The sequence below is a fragment of the Sphingomonas sp. NIBR02145 genome (assembly GCF_027359115.1).
GTDB classification, from domain to species: domain Bacteria; phylum Pseudomonadota; class Alphaproteobacteria; order Sphingomonadales; family Sphingomonadaceae; genus Sphingomonas; species Sphingomonas kyeonggiensis_A.
On record NZ_CP114791.1, the window covers coordinates 4,182,992 to 4,197,186 of the forward strand.

Consider the following 14,195-nt stretch of genomic DNA (forward strand, 5'->3'; position numbering starts at 1 on the left):
GGACTTGGGGGTAATGAAGACTATCCGGGCGCTGCTCGTCCTGTTGGACGCGAAGCTTCGTTTTACGACGACCAAGGAGATGCTGCTCGGTACGGCATATGTCCTGTTCGACCTGACGATCCTCGTTCTTTTCGTCAGCATGCTCTGGAGAGCATTCACGATCGACAAGGCGTTGTTCGTCTTCTGGATTCCGTTCTTAAGCGTGGTTATCTTCTTTCGTGGGCGGCAAATCCTGAAGTGGTTCAGGGCGCTTACGCTGATGATTGAAACCGACCCGCCATAGGCGCTCAGAACGGTAGTTCCTCCCCTAGCCGCTCCTCGAAATTCGACACCGTCACCCCCACCAGCCTTATCCCCTTGGGCGTGGGCAGGACCGAGCGGATCAGTGACAGGCTCATGTCGCGCAGCGCCTCGCGGCGGTCGACCAGGCCGGCGGTCAGGCTGCGGCTGCGGGTGATGATCTGGAAATCGGCATATTTCACCTTCACCGTGACCGTGCGGCCGAACTCCTGCGCCTTTTCGCACCAGGCCCAGACGTCCTCCGCCATTTCCAGCACGCCGGCCTCGATCTCTTCATTGCCCGTCAGGTCGGTGTTGAAGGTTGTCTCCGAGCCTGAGGACTTGCGGATGCGCTCGGCATCGACCGGGCGATCGTCCTCGCCGCGGGCGATCGCGTGATACCATTCGGCCGAGCTGCCGAAATGGGCGCGCAGGAACTCGATCGACTTGGCGCGCAGGTCCGCGCCGGTCTCGATGCCGAGTCCCTGCATCTTCTTCGCGGTCACCGGCCCCACGCCGTGGAAACGCTTGACCGGGAGCGTCTCCACCCAGGCGGCGCCCATGTCCGGCGTCACCGCGAACTGGCCATTGGGCTTGCGCTGGTCCGAGGCGAGCTTGGCGAGGAACTTGTTGTACGAGATGCCCGCCGAGGCAGTGAGCCCGGTTTCCTCCAGGATGCGCGCGCGGATTTCCTTGGCCGTCGCCCAGGCGGTCTCGATCCCGCGCAGATTGGCGGTCACGTCGAGATAGGCCTCGTCGAGCGAGAGCGGCTGGATGATCGGGGTATAGTCGGCGAAGATCGCGTGGATCTGCTTCGAGACCGCGCGATAGACGTCGAAGCGCGGCTTGACGAACACCAGCTCGGGGCAGCGCCGCAATGCGGTGACCGAGGGCAGGGCGCTGCGCACCCCGAACTTGCGTGCCTCGTAGCTCGCCGCCGCGACCACGCCGCGTGCCGCTGCGTACCCGACCGCGACCGGCTTGCCCCGAAGCGCCGGATCGTCGCGCTGCTCCACCGATGCGTAAAAGGCATCCATGTCGACATGGATGATCTTGCGGACCGGCGCTGCGGTCATGTCAGTCGTCCATCGGCTCCAGCGCGGCGGCGAAGATGCGGGTGAGGCGCTTTTCGAAGCGTGCATCCTCTTCGGGGCTGCATTCAAGCGTGTCGATGGAGAGCATGTTGTGCATGATGCCCATGCCCATCAGCACCGCAAGCGCCATCGCCGCGCGCATCTCGGTATCCTGGCCGACCAGTTCCTGGGAAACCGGGTCGAGGATATCAGCCTGTACCGCGTCGTGGATGATCTGCCCCGCCTTGGGCGAGCCGATCGAGTGGAGCAGGATCAGGATGCGCTCGATATGGATATCGCGCTCGCCCGGCGGCGTGTCGCCCTTCTCGAGAAAGAGATCGGCGAAATGCTGGGCGAGCGTCTCCCGCGTCGCCCCGTCCATGATGTCCTTCTCGTCATCATCGCGCAGCGTCTCGCGGAACAGCGCTTCCTTGCTGCCGAAATAGCGGCTGACCAATGCGGGATCGACGCCGGCATCGCCCGCGATCTCGCGCAGGCCGACATTCTCGTAATTCTCGCGTGCGAAATGCTTCCGGGCCGAGGCGAGAATTGCCTGGCGCGTCGCAACGGCATTGCGATGCCGCGACGGAACCGGTGGGATCATGGACAGTTTCCCTAACATGGCGGTGAACATAGTCAACCGCTGTGGACATATGTCATCACTCGTTGACAAGTTCCCTGAACCCGCTTAGCGGGACCAAATCGGAAGTCGTTCGTTTCGAGCAACGACACCGCGGAGGATGTCCGGCCAGAGGCACGGATTTAGGGATCGAAAATGCACTCGAAGAACCGTCAGCTGCTCATCCCGGCTCTTGCAGCCGCGCTTGTCCTTTCCGGCTGCGGTGGAGGCGGTGCGCAGCCGCCCCAGCAGGGTGCGCCGCCCGTGACCGTTGCTGCCCCGCTGGTGCGCGACGTCGTCGACTGGGACGAGTTCGTCGGCCGCTTCGAGGCGATCCAGAGCGTCGAAGTGCGTCCGCGCGCCACGGGCTATCTGCAGGGCATCTGGTTCAAGGATGGCCAGTATGTCCGCAAGGGCCAGCTGCTCTTCACCATCGATCCGCGTCCGGCCCAGGCCGCCGTCGCCCAAGCTGCGGCGCAGGTCGCCCAGGCAAAGGCGACGCTCGCCAACGCGCAGACCGAATATGCCCGCTCGGAAGCGCTGGTCGCGCAGCGCGCCGCCAGCCAGGAAGAGCTGGAGCAGCGCCGCGCCGCGTTGCGCTCGGGTAGCGCGCAGGTCGCCGCAGCCGAGGCCAATCTCCGCGCCCGCCAGCTCGATCTCGGCTTCACCCGGGTCGTTGCGCCGATCAGCGGCCGCATCTCGGAGCGCAAGGTCGATGTCGGCAACACGGTCGCGACCGACCAGACTGTGCTGACCACGATCGTTTCGGTCGATCCGGTGCATTTCGTGTTCCAGGGCTCGGAAGCGCTGCTGCTCAAGTACCAGCGCGACGGGTCGGGCACCCAGAACGGCACCCCGATCAAGGTCAAGCTCTCGGACGAGAGCGACTATACCCATAACGGCACGATCGACTTCGTCGACAACGCGCTCGATGCCGGTGCCGGCACGATCCGCGCCCGTGCGGTCATCGCCAATCCCGGCGGCTTCCTGAAGGCCGGCATGTTCGGCTCGGCCCGCCTCGAGGCATCCAAGCCCTATCCGGCGATGCTGGTGCCCGACACGGCGATCATGGCCGATGCGGCCCGCCAGATCGTATTCGTTGTCGACAAGACCAACACGGTGACGGCGCGTCCGGTGCAGACCGGCCCGCTCCAGGGCAGCCTGCGCGTGATCCGCTCGGGCCTGAACAAGGACGACCGGGTCGTGATCGACGGTGCCCAGCGCGCCCGTCCGGGCGTGAAGGTCACGCCGCAGCCGGGCCAGGTCAAGGAAGCGGCGCCGGCCGCCAAGGGCCCCAACGACGCGCCTGACTACGCCGCCCAGCCCGCGAACAAGCGCTGAGGAACGGGTCGATGAGTGACAACCAGGCCACAACGGCCGCCCAGTCCGCGCCGCCGGTCGAGCATCGCGGCTTCTCGAGCTTCTTCATCGAGCGGCCGATCTTCGCGGCCGTGATCTCGGTGTTCATCACCCTGATCGGCGCCTTCTGCTACCCGCTGCTGCCGCTGTCGCAGTATCCGGAGATCGCCCCGCCGACGATCTCGGTCCAGGCCGCCTATGCCGGCGCCTCGCCGGAGATCATCGCCGAGACGGTCGCCGCGCCGCTGGAGCAGGAGATCAACGGCGTCGAGGGCATGCTCTACATGAGCTCGTCCTCCACCCAGGGCGCGGGCCAGATCACCGTCACCTTCAAGCCCGGCACCGATCTCGATGCCGCGCAGGTGCTGGTGCAGAACCGCGTCAACCTCGCGCTGCCGCGCCTGCCCGAGCAGGTCCGCCAGATCGGCGTGACGGTGAACAAGCAGGAATCGGGCTTCCTGATGATCGTGGCGCTGACGTCGCCCGACAACAGCCTCGATGTCGATTACATGGGCAACTACGCCAACACGGTGATCCGTGACCGGCTGCTGCGCCTCGAAGGCGTCGGCTCGGTGCAGATCTTCGGCGGCGGCAACTACTCGATGCGCGTCTGGATCGATCCGGACAAGGCGGCCGCGCGCAACCTGACCTCCACGGAGATCATCGCCGCGTTGCAGGCGCAGAACGTCCAGACCGCGGGCGGTGCGCTCGGCTCGTCGCCCTCGGGCAAGGACAAGCCTTCGTTCGAAGTGCCGGTCGATGTGCAGGGCCGTCTCGCCAGCGTCGAACAGTTCTCGAACATCGTCATCAAGTCCGATCCCTCGGGCGCCGCGCTCACCAAGCTGGGCGACGTCGCGCGGGTCGAGCTGGGCAGCCAGGATTATTCGATCCAGGGCTCGTTCGGCGGCAAGCGCGGCATCGCGCTCGCCATCGTCCAGCAGCCGGGCGCCAACTCGCTCAACGCAGCCGAGCTCGTGCTGAAGGAAATGGACGTCCTCAAGAAGGACTTCCCGGCCGGCCTGCAGTACAGCATCCCCTACAACCCGACCGAATATGTCTCGGCCTCGGTGGAAGCCGTGCAGCACACGCTGTTCGAAGCGGTCGTCCTCGTCGTCGTCGTGGTGCTGATTTTCCTCCAGACCTGGCGCGCTGCGGTGATCCCGATCGTCGCCATCCCGATCGCGCTGGTCGGCACCTTCGCGGTGCAGCTCGCGCTCGGCTTCTCGATCAACTCGCTTTCGTTGTTCGCGCTCGTGCTCGCCGTGGGCATCGTGGTCGACGACGCGATCGTCGTGGTCGAGGCGGTGGAAAAGCATATCCGCGAGGGCAAGAACCCGCGCGAGGCCGCGCACCTGACGATGCGCGAAGTGTCCGGCGCGCTGGTCGCGATCGGCCTGGTGCTCGTCTCGGTGTTCATCCCGACCGCGATGGTCGGCGGCATTCCCGGCATCTTCTACCGCCAGTTCGCGGTGACGATCGCCGCTGCCTCGGCGATCTCGCTGCTCGTCTCGCTTACCCTGTCGCCGGCCCTCGCAGCCCTGCTGCTCAAACCGCACGAGCATATGGATGCGAACAAGGGTCCGCGCTGGATGCGCCCGATCAAGATCGGCGCCGAGAAGTTCAACCAGGGCTTCGACTGGCTGTCGGATCGCTATGGGCATGTGACCAGCCGCCTGATCCGCATGGGCCTGATCATGATGATCATCTATGCGGGCCTGCTCGCGCTGACCGGCTGGCGCCTGACCGCCACGCCGACCGGCTTCATCCCCGAGCAGGATCAGGGCTTCCTGATCGGCGTCGTCCAGCTGCCGCCGGGCTCGTCGCTCGACCGCACCAGCGAAGTCGTCGCCAAGGCCTATGACATCGCCGCCAAGACCGATGGCGTGATCGACGGCGCGGCGTTCGCAGGCCTTGACGGCGCGAGTTTCAGCCAGGCGTCGAACGCGGGCGTGATCTTCATCAAGCTCAAGGACTGGTCCGAGCGCGGCAAGAAGCAGAGCGCGGAAGCGCTGGCCGGCCAGCTCACCGGCGCGATCGCCGGGCAGATCAGCGGCGCCAACATCTTCATGATCGCACCGCCCGCGGTGCAGGGCCTCGGCAACGGTTCGGGCTTCGTGATGATGATCGAGGACAAGTCGGCCAATGGCGGCTGGCGCGGGCTCGAGGGCGCGACCGGCGCGATGATGGGCGCCGCGATGCAGGAGCATAAGGTCAGCCAGGTCTTCTCGCTGTTCAACACCGCGACGCCGAAGATCCGTGCCGATGTCGACCGCGACAAGGCGCAACTGCTCGGCGTGCAGCCCAGCCAGGTGTTCGACGCGATCGGCACCTATATCGGTTCGACCTATGTCAACGACTTCAACCTGCTCGGCCGCACCTTCCGCGTGACCGCGCAGGCGGAGCCGAACGCCCGCGACCAGATGGACGATATCGGCCGTCTCCAGGTCCGGTCGTCGAGCGGGCAGATGGTGCCGGTCTCGGCAGTGGCGAACCTGGTGCGCGATTCCGGATCGTCGCGCGTGGTGCGCTACAACCTGCTCCCCGCAGTCGAACTGCAGGGCCAGGCGGCGCCGGGCGTCTCCTCGGGCGATGCGCTCGCTGCGATGGAAGCGATGGCGACCAAGGTGTTGCCGCAGGGCTATGGCTATGAATGGACCGGCCTTGCCTATCAGCAGAAGGCGGCGGGCAGTTCCTCGGCGCTGATCTTCGTCCTCGCCGTGGTGTTCGTGTTCCTCGTGCTGGCAGCCCAGTATGAAGCGCTCACGCTGCCGCTTGCGGTGATCCTGATCGTGCCGATGTGTATCCTCGCGGCATTGCTCGGCGTGAACCTGCGCGGGATGGACAACAACATCCTCACCCAGGTCGGTCTCGTCGTGCTCATCGCGCTGGCCGCGAAGAACGCGATCCTGATCGTCGAGTTCGCCAAGCAGGGCGAGGAAGAGGGCATGAACCGGTTCGATGCGGCGATCCATGCGGCCCGTTCGCGTCTTCGCCCGATCCTGATGACTTCGTTCGCCTTCATCTTCGGCGTGATCCCGCTGGCGATCGCCAGCGGCCCGGGCCAGGAAATGCGCCAGTCGCTCGGCACCGCGGTGGTGTTCGGCATGGTCGGCGTGACCATCTTCGGCCTGGTCTTCACGCCGATCTTCTATGTGCTGATGCGCAGATGGGGCGGTGGCCGGGTGAGCGAGCAAGCCCCGCCGGAACCGACCCAGACGCCTGCACCCGCGACGGGAGAAGCCCAATGAAGCGGACCCTCATCCTGACCGCCGCCGGCCTGTCCCTGGCCGGTTGCGCGGTCGGCCCCAACTATGTCTCGCCCGCGCCCAAGGCGCCGGCACAGGGCGAGCTCAGCCAGGCGAACGCGCCGGGCTTCGTGCCGGACGAGCCGCCGGCCGACTGGTGGAAGCTCTACGACACGCCGGTGATCGACCGGCTGGTCGGCGAGGCGCTGGCGGCCAACACCGATCTGCGCGTCGCCGCGGCGAACCTGCGCCAGGCCCGCGCCGTGCTGCGCGAGACCCGGTCTCAGATCCTGCCCAGCACCACGGTCAACTCGCAGGCGACGCATGCCCGTACCCCGGGCGCGGCGATGGGCATCCCCAACGCCTCGTTCGAGGGCGAGACCTACACCGTGGGCCTCGACGCGAGCTATCAGGTCGATCTGTTCGGCAAGATCGCGCGCGGCATCGAAGCGGGGCGGGCGGATGTCGCTGCCAGCCAGGCCGCCTATGACCTCGCCCGCGTCACCGTCGTCGCCGAGACGATCCGCGCCTATTCGGATGCCTGCGCCGCAGGCCAGCAGCTCAAGGTCGCCTCGCAGACGCTCAAGCTGCAGGAGGACACGTTCGACCTGACCCGCCGGCTCGAGGCCGGTGGCCGCGGCACCGGGCTGGAGACAGCCCAGGGCGGCGCGCTGCTCGAGCAGACCCGCGCAACCGTCCCGGTTTTCGAAGCGCAGCGCAAGGCGGCGCTGTTCCGCCTCGCCACGCTCACCGGCAAGCCGCCGGCAGACGCTCCGGCCGACGTCGCAGGCTGCGAGACGGTTCCCGTCGTGAAGCAGGCAATCCCGGTCGGCAACGGCGCGACCCTGCTCGCCCGCCGTGCCGATGTCCGCGCCGCCGAACGCCGCCTGGCCTCGGCCACCGCGCAGATCGGCGTCGCCACCGCGGATCTCTATCCGAACATCTCGATCGGCGGCTCGATCGGCTCGACCGCGCTCGATCCGAAGGACCTGTTCAAGAGCTCGTCGTTCCGGTTCAGCGTCGGCCCGCTGCTCTCGTTCAGCTTCCCGAACATGACCGTGGCTCGTGCCCGCATCGCCCAGGCCAAGGCCGGGGCGGACGCTGCGCTCGCCACGTTCGACGGCACCTGGCTCACGGCATTGCGCGATACCGAGACGGCGCTCGCTGCCTATGTCGCGCAGGGCCAGCGGGTCGAGGCGCTGCGCCGCGGCCGCGACCAGAGCGGCGAAGCGGCGCGCATCGCGCGCCTGCGCTACCGTGCCGGTGCCGAGCCGTTTCAGACCGTGCTGGATGCCGAGCGTTCGCTCGCTTCGAACGAACTGAGCCTCGCACAGGCCGAATCGGACTTCTCCGATGCGACCGTGACCCTGTTCCTCGCGCTTGGCGGGGGGTGGCAGCAGTCTCCCCAGGGCTGAACCTGCCAACCCCCGCCCCCGCGCCCCGCGTGCCTCATGGCGCGCGGGGACGCGGCTGTTTCAACGGCATGCGTGCCGCGAACACTCCCTACTACCCGAAAGTGTAGCTGGACACAGCCTGCTTGGCCGTGACCAAAATGCCCGCGCGCGAAGGCCCGCCGCGGCCCGTTTTCGTGCCCGTAGCGCATCCCGCCCGACCAATAATGCAATGTGGCCTGACCATTCTATTGACACTTGTCGCCGTATCGGCCTTATTGGCCTGACACCGGTGGCCAGCCTGTCTGGCAAAACAAGCCGGGAAACAGATGGGGAGGGAGAGTCATGCGAAGGACTGCTCTATTTGCCGGCTCGGCGCTCTGCGCCGTCCTGATGGCTACGCCTGCGCTCGCGCAGAACACTGACAGCAGCAACCAGAACACAGCGCCGCAGGCCGAGGAGCCGACGCCGACCGACCAGATCGTGGTCACCGGTTTCCGTCGCGCCTATGCCGATGCGCTCAACATCAAGCGCGAATCCGATCAGATCACCGATTCGATCTCGTCCGATGGCCTTGGCCGCTTCCCGGACCTGAACGTCGGCGAAGCGGTGCAGCGCATCCCGGGTGTGCAGATCAACCGCGAGGCGGATTCGCGCAACGCGACGATCTCGCTGCGCGGCCTGCCGGGCTCGTTCGCGCGCACCACGCTGAACGGCGGCGGCTTCGCCGATCCGATCCTGGGCAGCGCAACCAACACCTCGTCCACGCCGCTCGGCGCGTTCAATTCGGACATCTTCACCGCGATCACCGTGATCAAGTCGCCCTCGGCGGCGAACCTGGCCGGCGGCCTCTCGGGCAATGTGGATCTGCGCATCGCCCCGGCGCTCGGCCGCAAGCAGGGCGGCTGGGCCAAGGCGTCTTACGAGTATAACGATCTCGGCGACCTCGGCAGCCCGGCGCTCTCCGCCGGCTACAATGCGCACATCACCGACAATTTCGCAGTGTTCGGCGTCGTCGCCTACAAGGACGAGAAGTTCCGCCGCGACTCCATCTCGGTCAACACCTGGGCCAATCGCCTCGGTGCGATCCAGGTCGGCAACCAGCAGGCGGCGGCCACCAACCCGACCTACCAGGCGCTGATCGCCCAATATCCGGGCGGTGTCTATTATCCGAGCCAGGTCCGCCAGTTCGTCCGCATGAACCAGGGACATCTGCTCACCGGCGCCGCGGGCTATGAGTGGCAGGCGACCGACAAGATCAAGTTCGGCGCGACGGGCTTCTATACCGAGCGCAATCTCGACAAGGGCCTGAACCACCTCCTCTACATCGACACTTCGGCGGGCAACAACACCAACACCGCGCTCGCGGCGACTTCAGCCGTGGCGCATTTCACCAGCCTCGGCACGCCCTATGTCGTCCAGACCTCGAGCGGTCCGCGCGCCTATATCAACCAGTTCTCGGCCGAGAATCTGCAGACCTACGACTCGATCCGTTCCGAGCCGGCCAAGCAGAAGACCTGGGCGATCAACCCGACGATCGAATTCAAGGACGATCAGTGGCGGGTGACCGCGCAGGGCACGATCTCGCGCGCCCAGGTGCTTGCCAACCAGATCGAGCTCGACATCATTCAGAACCCGTACCGCAATCTCGGTACCGCCGGGCTGAACGGCATCACCGCTTCGATCTTCACCGGCGGCGCCAGCCTGCAGGATGCCAAGTTCATCCTGAACACGCCCAATGCCTCGCACATCCCGACCGGCGGCTATCCGCTGCCCTCGGCGGCGAACCAGGCCACCCAGGCCGGTGCGCAGATGCCGGGCGCGACGGCGGGCACCCAGGGCGATCGCTTCGGCGTCACCGGCACCAACGGTCAGTCGTGGAATGCGCTCGACGCGATCCAGCTCGATTTCGAGCGCAGCTTCGAAGGCAGCTTCCTGTCGAGTGTGCAGGCGGGCCTGCGCTACGAGCGCAACGAATATACCTCGATCGGCTCGCGCAACACCTCGCTCGGCGCCAACACCGGGAACGTTACCCCGGCGATGTCGGTGGTGAACCCCTATGTGTCCGATTTCTTCGGTGGCACCGCGGGAGGCTATACCCAGAACTGGCGCGACCTGAACATCAACCAGGTGCTCGGCGCGGTCACCCCGGTGAACACCGGCCCGCGCACCACCGCCAATCCCAACGGCCTGCCCGGCCAGTTCGTCTATGGCAGCGGCGGCGTGTTCCTCACTCCCTATGGGCTGGTGAACAACTATTGGGACGCCAATTACTGGAACAATAACTTCACCAACTCGAAGAAGGTGATGTCGGCCTATCTCATGGGCAAGTTCGATACCGACATCTTCGGTATCCATGTCCGCGGCAATGCCGGCGTCCGCTACGAGACCACGGACCAGCGGATCGACGCGCTCGATTGTCGCAACTGCGCCAGCGCGCTCTCGACGCTGGCCGGGCCGGTCAACCACAGCATGTCGAACCGGACCTACAAGGATCATTACGACTATTGGCTGCCCTCGGCGATGTTCGCGGCGGACCTCGCCAAGAACCTCGTCCTGCGCGGCGCCTACTACAAGACCTATGTCCGCCCGCAGCCGCGCGACACCGTGCCGATCTCCTTCGTCCAGGTGCCCGAAGTGCTCACTCCGGCGGTCGATCCGGTCTACACGGTCACGATCGGCGCGACGAGCATCAAGCCCTACACCTCCAACTCGTTCGACCTGTCGCTCGAATGGTATAACCGGCCCGGCGGCGCCTTCGCGGTCGCGGTCTACCAGAAGAACGTCAACGGCTATATTGGCCCGATCACCGACCAGAACGTGCTCTGCCCGTCGGACGGCCGCATCAACGGCGTCGACTACGGGCTGGGCAACCTCAGCATCGTCGGTCCGAACTGTGTGAGCTCGAACCAGTTCATTGGCGCCGGCGGCACGCTGGTCAACGCGATCGTCCGGGCGAGCGGTCTGACCAACCAGAACCCGATGCGGGTGCGCGGCGTCGAGGTCTCGATCCAGCAGAACCTCGATTTCCTGCCGGGCTTCCTCAAGTATCTCGGCGGCGCGGCGAACTACACCTATACCCAGATCGACGGGAAGGACACGGCGGGCAACCCGATCACGCTGCCCAGCGTCGCCAAGCACAACATCAACCTGATCGGCTATTACGAGACCAAGCTGTTCGGCCTGCGCATGGTCTTCAACCATCGCGGCAAGTACGATCTGGCCGCCGGCAACAGCTTCGTCGGCGATGCCCGCACTGTGAAGGCGCGCAGCCAGCTCGATGCCTCGGCCTCGCTCAACATAAGCAAGAACTTCTCGCTCTCGCTCGATGCGTTCAACCTCACCAACGCGACCCGCTCGGAATATGAGAACGACCCGATGCTGCCGCGCCGCATCGACTATGACGGCCGCACTTACACGCTGACGGTGCGCACCAACTTCTAGCCTCCCTGCATGCGGAGCGGCTATGCGTGCAGCCGCTCCGCCCCCTTTTCGGTGAGACCCGCCCGATGAAGTTGCTTCTCTCCAGCGCCGTCGCCCTGCTGGCGTTCGGCGCCGTTCCCGCATTCGCGCAGGACAATGCGATCCTCGGCCCGGGTTTTGCCAAGGGCATTCCGGCGACCGATCCGGTGGCGCGCCAGATCCTCGCCCGAGCCAGTGCCGCGCTCGATCGGCCGCCCGGTGCGATCCCCCAGCTCCACACCGAAGGGACGCTCCCCGGCAAGGGCATTCGCGAGATCAGCCTCAAGGCCAAGCAGGACCAGCCGATCGTGATCGCGCTGGCGCTTGCCTGGCGGCTGACCGGCGACAGGCGCTATCTCGACCAGACCGCACGCTATCTCGAGAATTGGGCGGATATCTACCAGATGTCGTTCAACCCGATCGACGAGACCGGATTCGACACGCTGATCCTCGCCACCGACCTGACCGAGGACGACCTGTCGCCCGTGCTCAAGGCAAAGCTCGATGCGTTCTGGCGCAAGATGGCCAAGGGCTATCTCGACGCGATGGACGGCACGGTGAAGAATTCCCACACCAACTGGCAGAGCCACCGTATCAAGCTGGCGACGATGGCGGCGTTCGAGGTCGGTGACGCACAGCTGATCGATCGTGCCCGCGCGGCCTTTCGCAAGCAGGTCACCGGCAATATCCGCCCCGACGGTTCGGTATTCGACTTCTACGAGCGCGATGCGCTCCATTATGTCACCTACAATCTCGATCCGATGCTGATGGCCGCGCTGTCGGCACAGGTGCACGACCAGGACTGGTCCGCGTGGCAGAGTCCCACGGGATCGAGCCTCGCCGGCGCGCTCAAATGGCTCGAGCCCTATGCGCTCGGCGAGAAGAGCCATATCGAGTTCGCCAATTCGCAGATCGCCTTCGATCGCGAGCGCGCGGCAGCGGGGCAGAAGGAATATGCCCCGCACCCCTGGGACCCGGGCAACGCGGTGAACACCTATGCGCTCGCCGCAGCCATCACCGGCATTCCCTATCGCGATTTCGCCGCGAAGCTGGCCGAGCGCACCGGCAAGAAGCCGATCGACTGGGTGACGCTGATCGGGCGCTAGGGCGAAAGTTCGACGTGGACGGACTGGAACCTGCCCGCCCAGGAGACGCACTGGCCACCGGCCTTGGCGGCGTCGGCGCAGGTCTCGTTCATGACCTTCTGCACGAGCGCTTCGGAAAAGCGCATGCTCGCGTCGAAGGTTAGCGAGCGATCGTCGGCGGCGGGCGTCAGCTTCACGGTGACATTCTCGAGGCGCTTGTTGCGCAGTGCGACCGCAAGCGCCTGACTCTGCGCCGGGCTGTCGGTGTCGATCTTCAGCTTGAGTTCCACGGTCCGGGCTTCCGCCGGCGGGACCTTGGCGCCGAAAAGCGTGCGCTGAAGTTCCGCCTGCGAGGTGGCGCTCCTGGCGATGAACCGGGAGAAGTCCGGGATGCTGATCGAGCGCAGCATCGTCCAGTCCTGGGCGGTGGCTTCACCCAGCGTGGCTTTCGGAAACTGGAACTTCGCGGCGAGCGCGGCATGATCGCCGTTGAAATAGAAGCGGATCAGGTCCCGGCCCGAGGTGAACGCAACGGAATCCTTGGCCATGAACGCGGTGTTCGCCTTCAGATATTTGAACAGTGCATCCATGTCCTCCTTGGGACTGTTGCGGGGGTCCCCCGGATTGGCGCGGCGGATCGTCACGACGTTCAGCGGTTGCGGCGCGATAGGCGCGGACTTCCTGAAATCGTCGGTGATGTAGACGATGAGGTCGCCCGCTCCCGGTTCGGTGATCCAGGCAGGCCGCATGCTGAGCTCGGGCGTCGTCGATTGTGCGGATGCCGGAGCGAACTGCAGCGGCATCACGAGCGCGCAAGCGGCCACAATCGATCCAAGACGCACGACAGTCCTCCCCCGAACCGCGCAATGGCGCGACTATCTCATCGGTGTCGGCATCCAGGCATCTTGCGTCAAGCCCCGCGGAGATGCCGGGCTTGCGGTCCTTCATACCGCCAGGGATAAGACTCAGGCGAGCCTTTGGAGGATGAGAGGATGATTGGACTTGCCTTGATCGCTGCCGTCCTGCCTCCGACTTTGGCGGATCTTCCTAGCGCTGATACGCGCAGCCCCTTCATATGCTGGGTCACCGATGTCGTTACCTCGGAAAACGGCGTCCGGATCTATTTCAACCGGAAAGGCGGCCCAGGTTTCGTCTCCACGCCGAATGGGGGCTTCAGGCCGGACGCGGCGCCGGCCGATCCGGCGCGGCCCGAGGAAGCTGGGGTAGAGGCTCGCCTGGGCGACAAGCTCTTCCCCCAGAACTCGCCGGAAGACGGTTGCTCCCTCGAAATAGTCCGGCGGAACGGGCGGATCGGCGTCCGGGCCATGGCGTATTTCCATCCCGTGGGCCTGCCGGCGCAGAAGAAAACCGAGTTCATTCCCGCACACGACTGAAGGGGTGCACGGAACCGGAAGCTCCGCTCGCTGGTATCTCCTGCATGGAACCGCAGCAGGAATCCCCGCCGCTCACGCCCCGCCGCAAGCGCGGCTTCGTGCTTGTCGTCGCGATCATCCTCGCGCTGGTCGTGCTGATCTTCGTCGGCATGAACCTCGGCCATTACAAGCAGGCCAAGGAAGGCGAGCCCGTCGGCAGCTCAGCGAACGTTGCCGGCCCGGACAATCGCTAGCGGGTCCGTAGCACCAGCATTGATTGCTTCCGTTCCCCGGCCTTCGCCGGGGAGC

General features: G+C 65.8%; 11 protein-coding genes. 8 read left to right on the forward strand and 3 right to left on the reverse strand.

Going from position 1 to position 14,195, the window contains the following annotated elements; genetic code table 11:
- Positions 1-13: 13 nt before the first annotated feature.
- Entirely contained in the window at positions 14-283 is a 270-nt protein-coding gene (locus tag O3305_RS19125) for a hypothetical protein (protein ID WP_269573944.1), read from the forward strand.
- Between the two features lie 4 nt (positions 284-287).
- On the opposite strand, the gene dinB is transcribed toward O3305_RS19125, so the two are convergent.
- Complete coding sequence (gene dinB, locus O3305_RS19130; RefSeq protein WP_269573945.1) at positions 288-1,355, reverse strand: DNA polymerase IV; 1,068 nt, start codon at positions 1,353-1,355, stop codon at positions 288-290.
- A gap of 1 nt (position 1,356) precedes the next feature.
- Positions 1,357-1,956 carry a TetR/AcrR family transcriptional regulator gene (locus tag O3305_RS19135; protein ID WP_269573946.1) on the reverse strand — a complete coding sequence of 200 codons (600 nt, stop codon included), beginning with the start codon at positions 1,954-1,956 and terminating at the stop codon, positions 1,357-1,359.
- A gap of 279 nt (positions 1,957-2,235) precedes the next feature.
- Between O3305_RS19135 and O3305_RS19140 the strand changes: the two genes are divergently transcribed.
- The 5 genes from O3305_RS19140 to O3305_RS19160 all read left to right on the forward strand — a co-directional run bounded on the left by O3305_RS19140 (position 2,236) and on the right by O3305_RS19160 (position 12,534).
- Positions 2,236-3,312 (forward strand): efflux RND transporter periplasmic adaptor subunit, encoded by a 1,077-nt coding sequence (locus O3305_RS19140; protein WP_269573947.1) that lies wholly within the window; start codon positions 2,236-2,238, stop codon positions 3,310-3,312.
- An 11-nt stretch (positions 3,313-3,323) separates the two neighbouring features.
- Positions 3,324-6,578, forward strand: a complete 3,255-nt coding sequence (locus O3305_RS19145; RefSeq protein WP_269573948.1) for an efflux RND transporter permease subunit — start codon at positions 3,324-3,326, stop codon at positions 6,576-6,578.
- On the forward strand, positions 6,575-7,990 hold the full coding sequence (locus tag O3305_RS19150) for an efflux transporter outer membrane subunit (RefSeq protein ID WP_269573949.1): 1,416 nt from the start codon (positions 6,575-6,577) through the stop codon (positions 7,988-7,990). Before O3305_RS19145 ends, O3305_RS19150 begins: the two co-directional genes overlap by 4 nt.
- Before the next feature lie 321 nt (positions 7,991-8,311).
- Positions 8,312-11,410 carry a TonB-dependent receptor gene (locus O3305_RS19155; protein WP_269573950.1) on the forward strand — a complete coding sequence of 1,033 codons (3,099 nt, stop codon included), beginning with the start codon at positions 8,312-8,314 and terminating at the stop codon, positions 11,408-11,410.
- Between the two features lie 65 nt (positions 11,411-11,475).
- Positions 11,476-12,534, forward strand: coding sequence for an alginate lyase family protein (locus O3305_RS19160; protein ID WP_269573951.1), 1,059 nt, complete (start codon positions 11,476-11,478; stop codon positions 12,532-12,534).
- Here O3305_RS19160 and O3305_RS19165 read toward each other — a convergent pair.
- Entirely contained in the window at positions 12,531-13,316 is a 786-nt protein-coding gene (locus tag O3305_RS19165) for a hypothetical protein (protein WP_269573952.1), read from the reverse strand. The genes O3305_RS19160 and O3305_RS19165 overlap by 4 nt on opposite strands.
- Positions 13,317-13,505: 189 nt before the next feature.
- On the opposite strand from O3305_RS19165, the gene O3305_RS19170 reads away from it, so the two are divergent.
- Positions 13,506-13,907 carry a hypothetical protein gene (locus tag O3305_RS19170; protein WP_269573953.1) on the forward strand — a complete coding sequence of 134 codons (402 nt, stop codon included), beginning with the start codon at positions 13,506-13,508 and terminating at the stop codon, positions 13,905-13,907.
- A gap of 44 nt (positions 13,908-13,951) precedes the next feature.
- Positions 13,952-14,140, forward strand: a complete 189-nt coding sequence (locus O3305_RS19175; protein ID WP_269573954.1) for a hypothetical protein — start codon at positions 13,952-13,954, stop codon at positions 14,138-14,140.
- Positions 14,141-14,195: the final 55 nt, after the last annotated feature.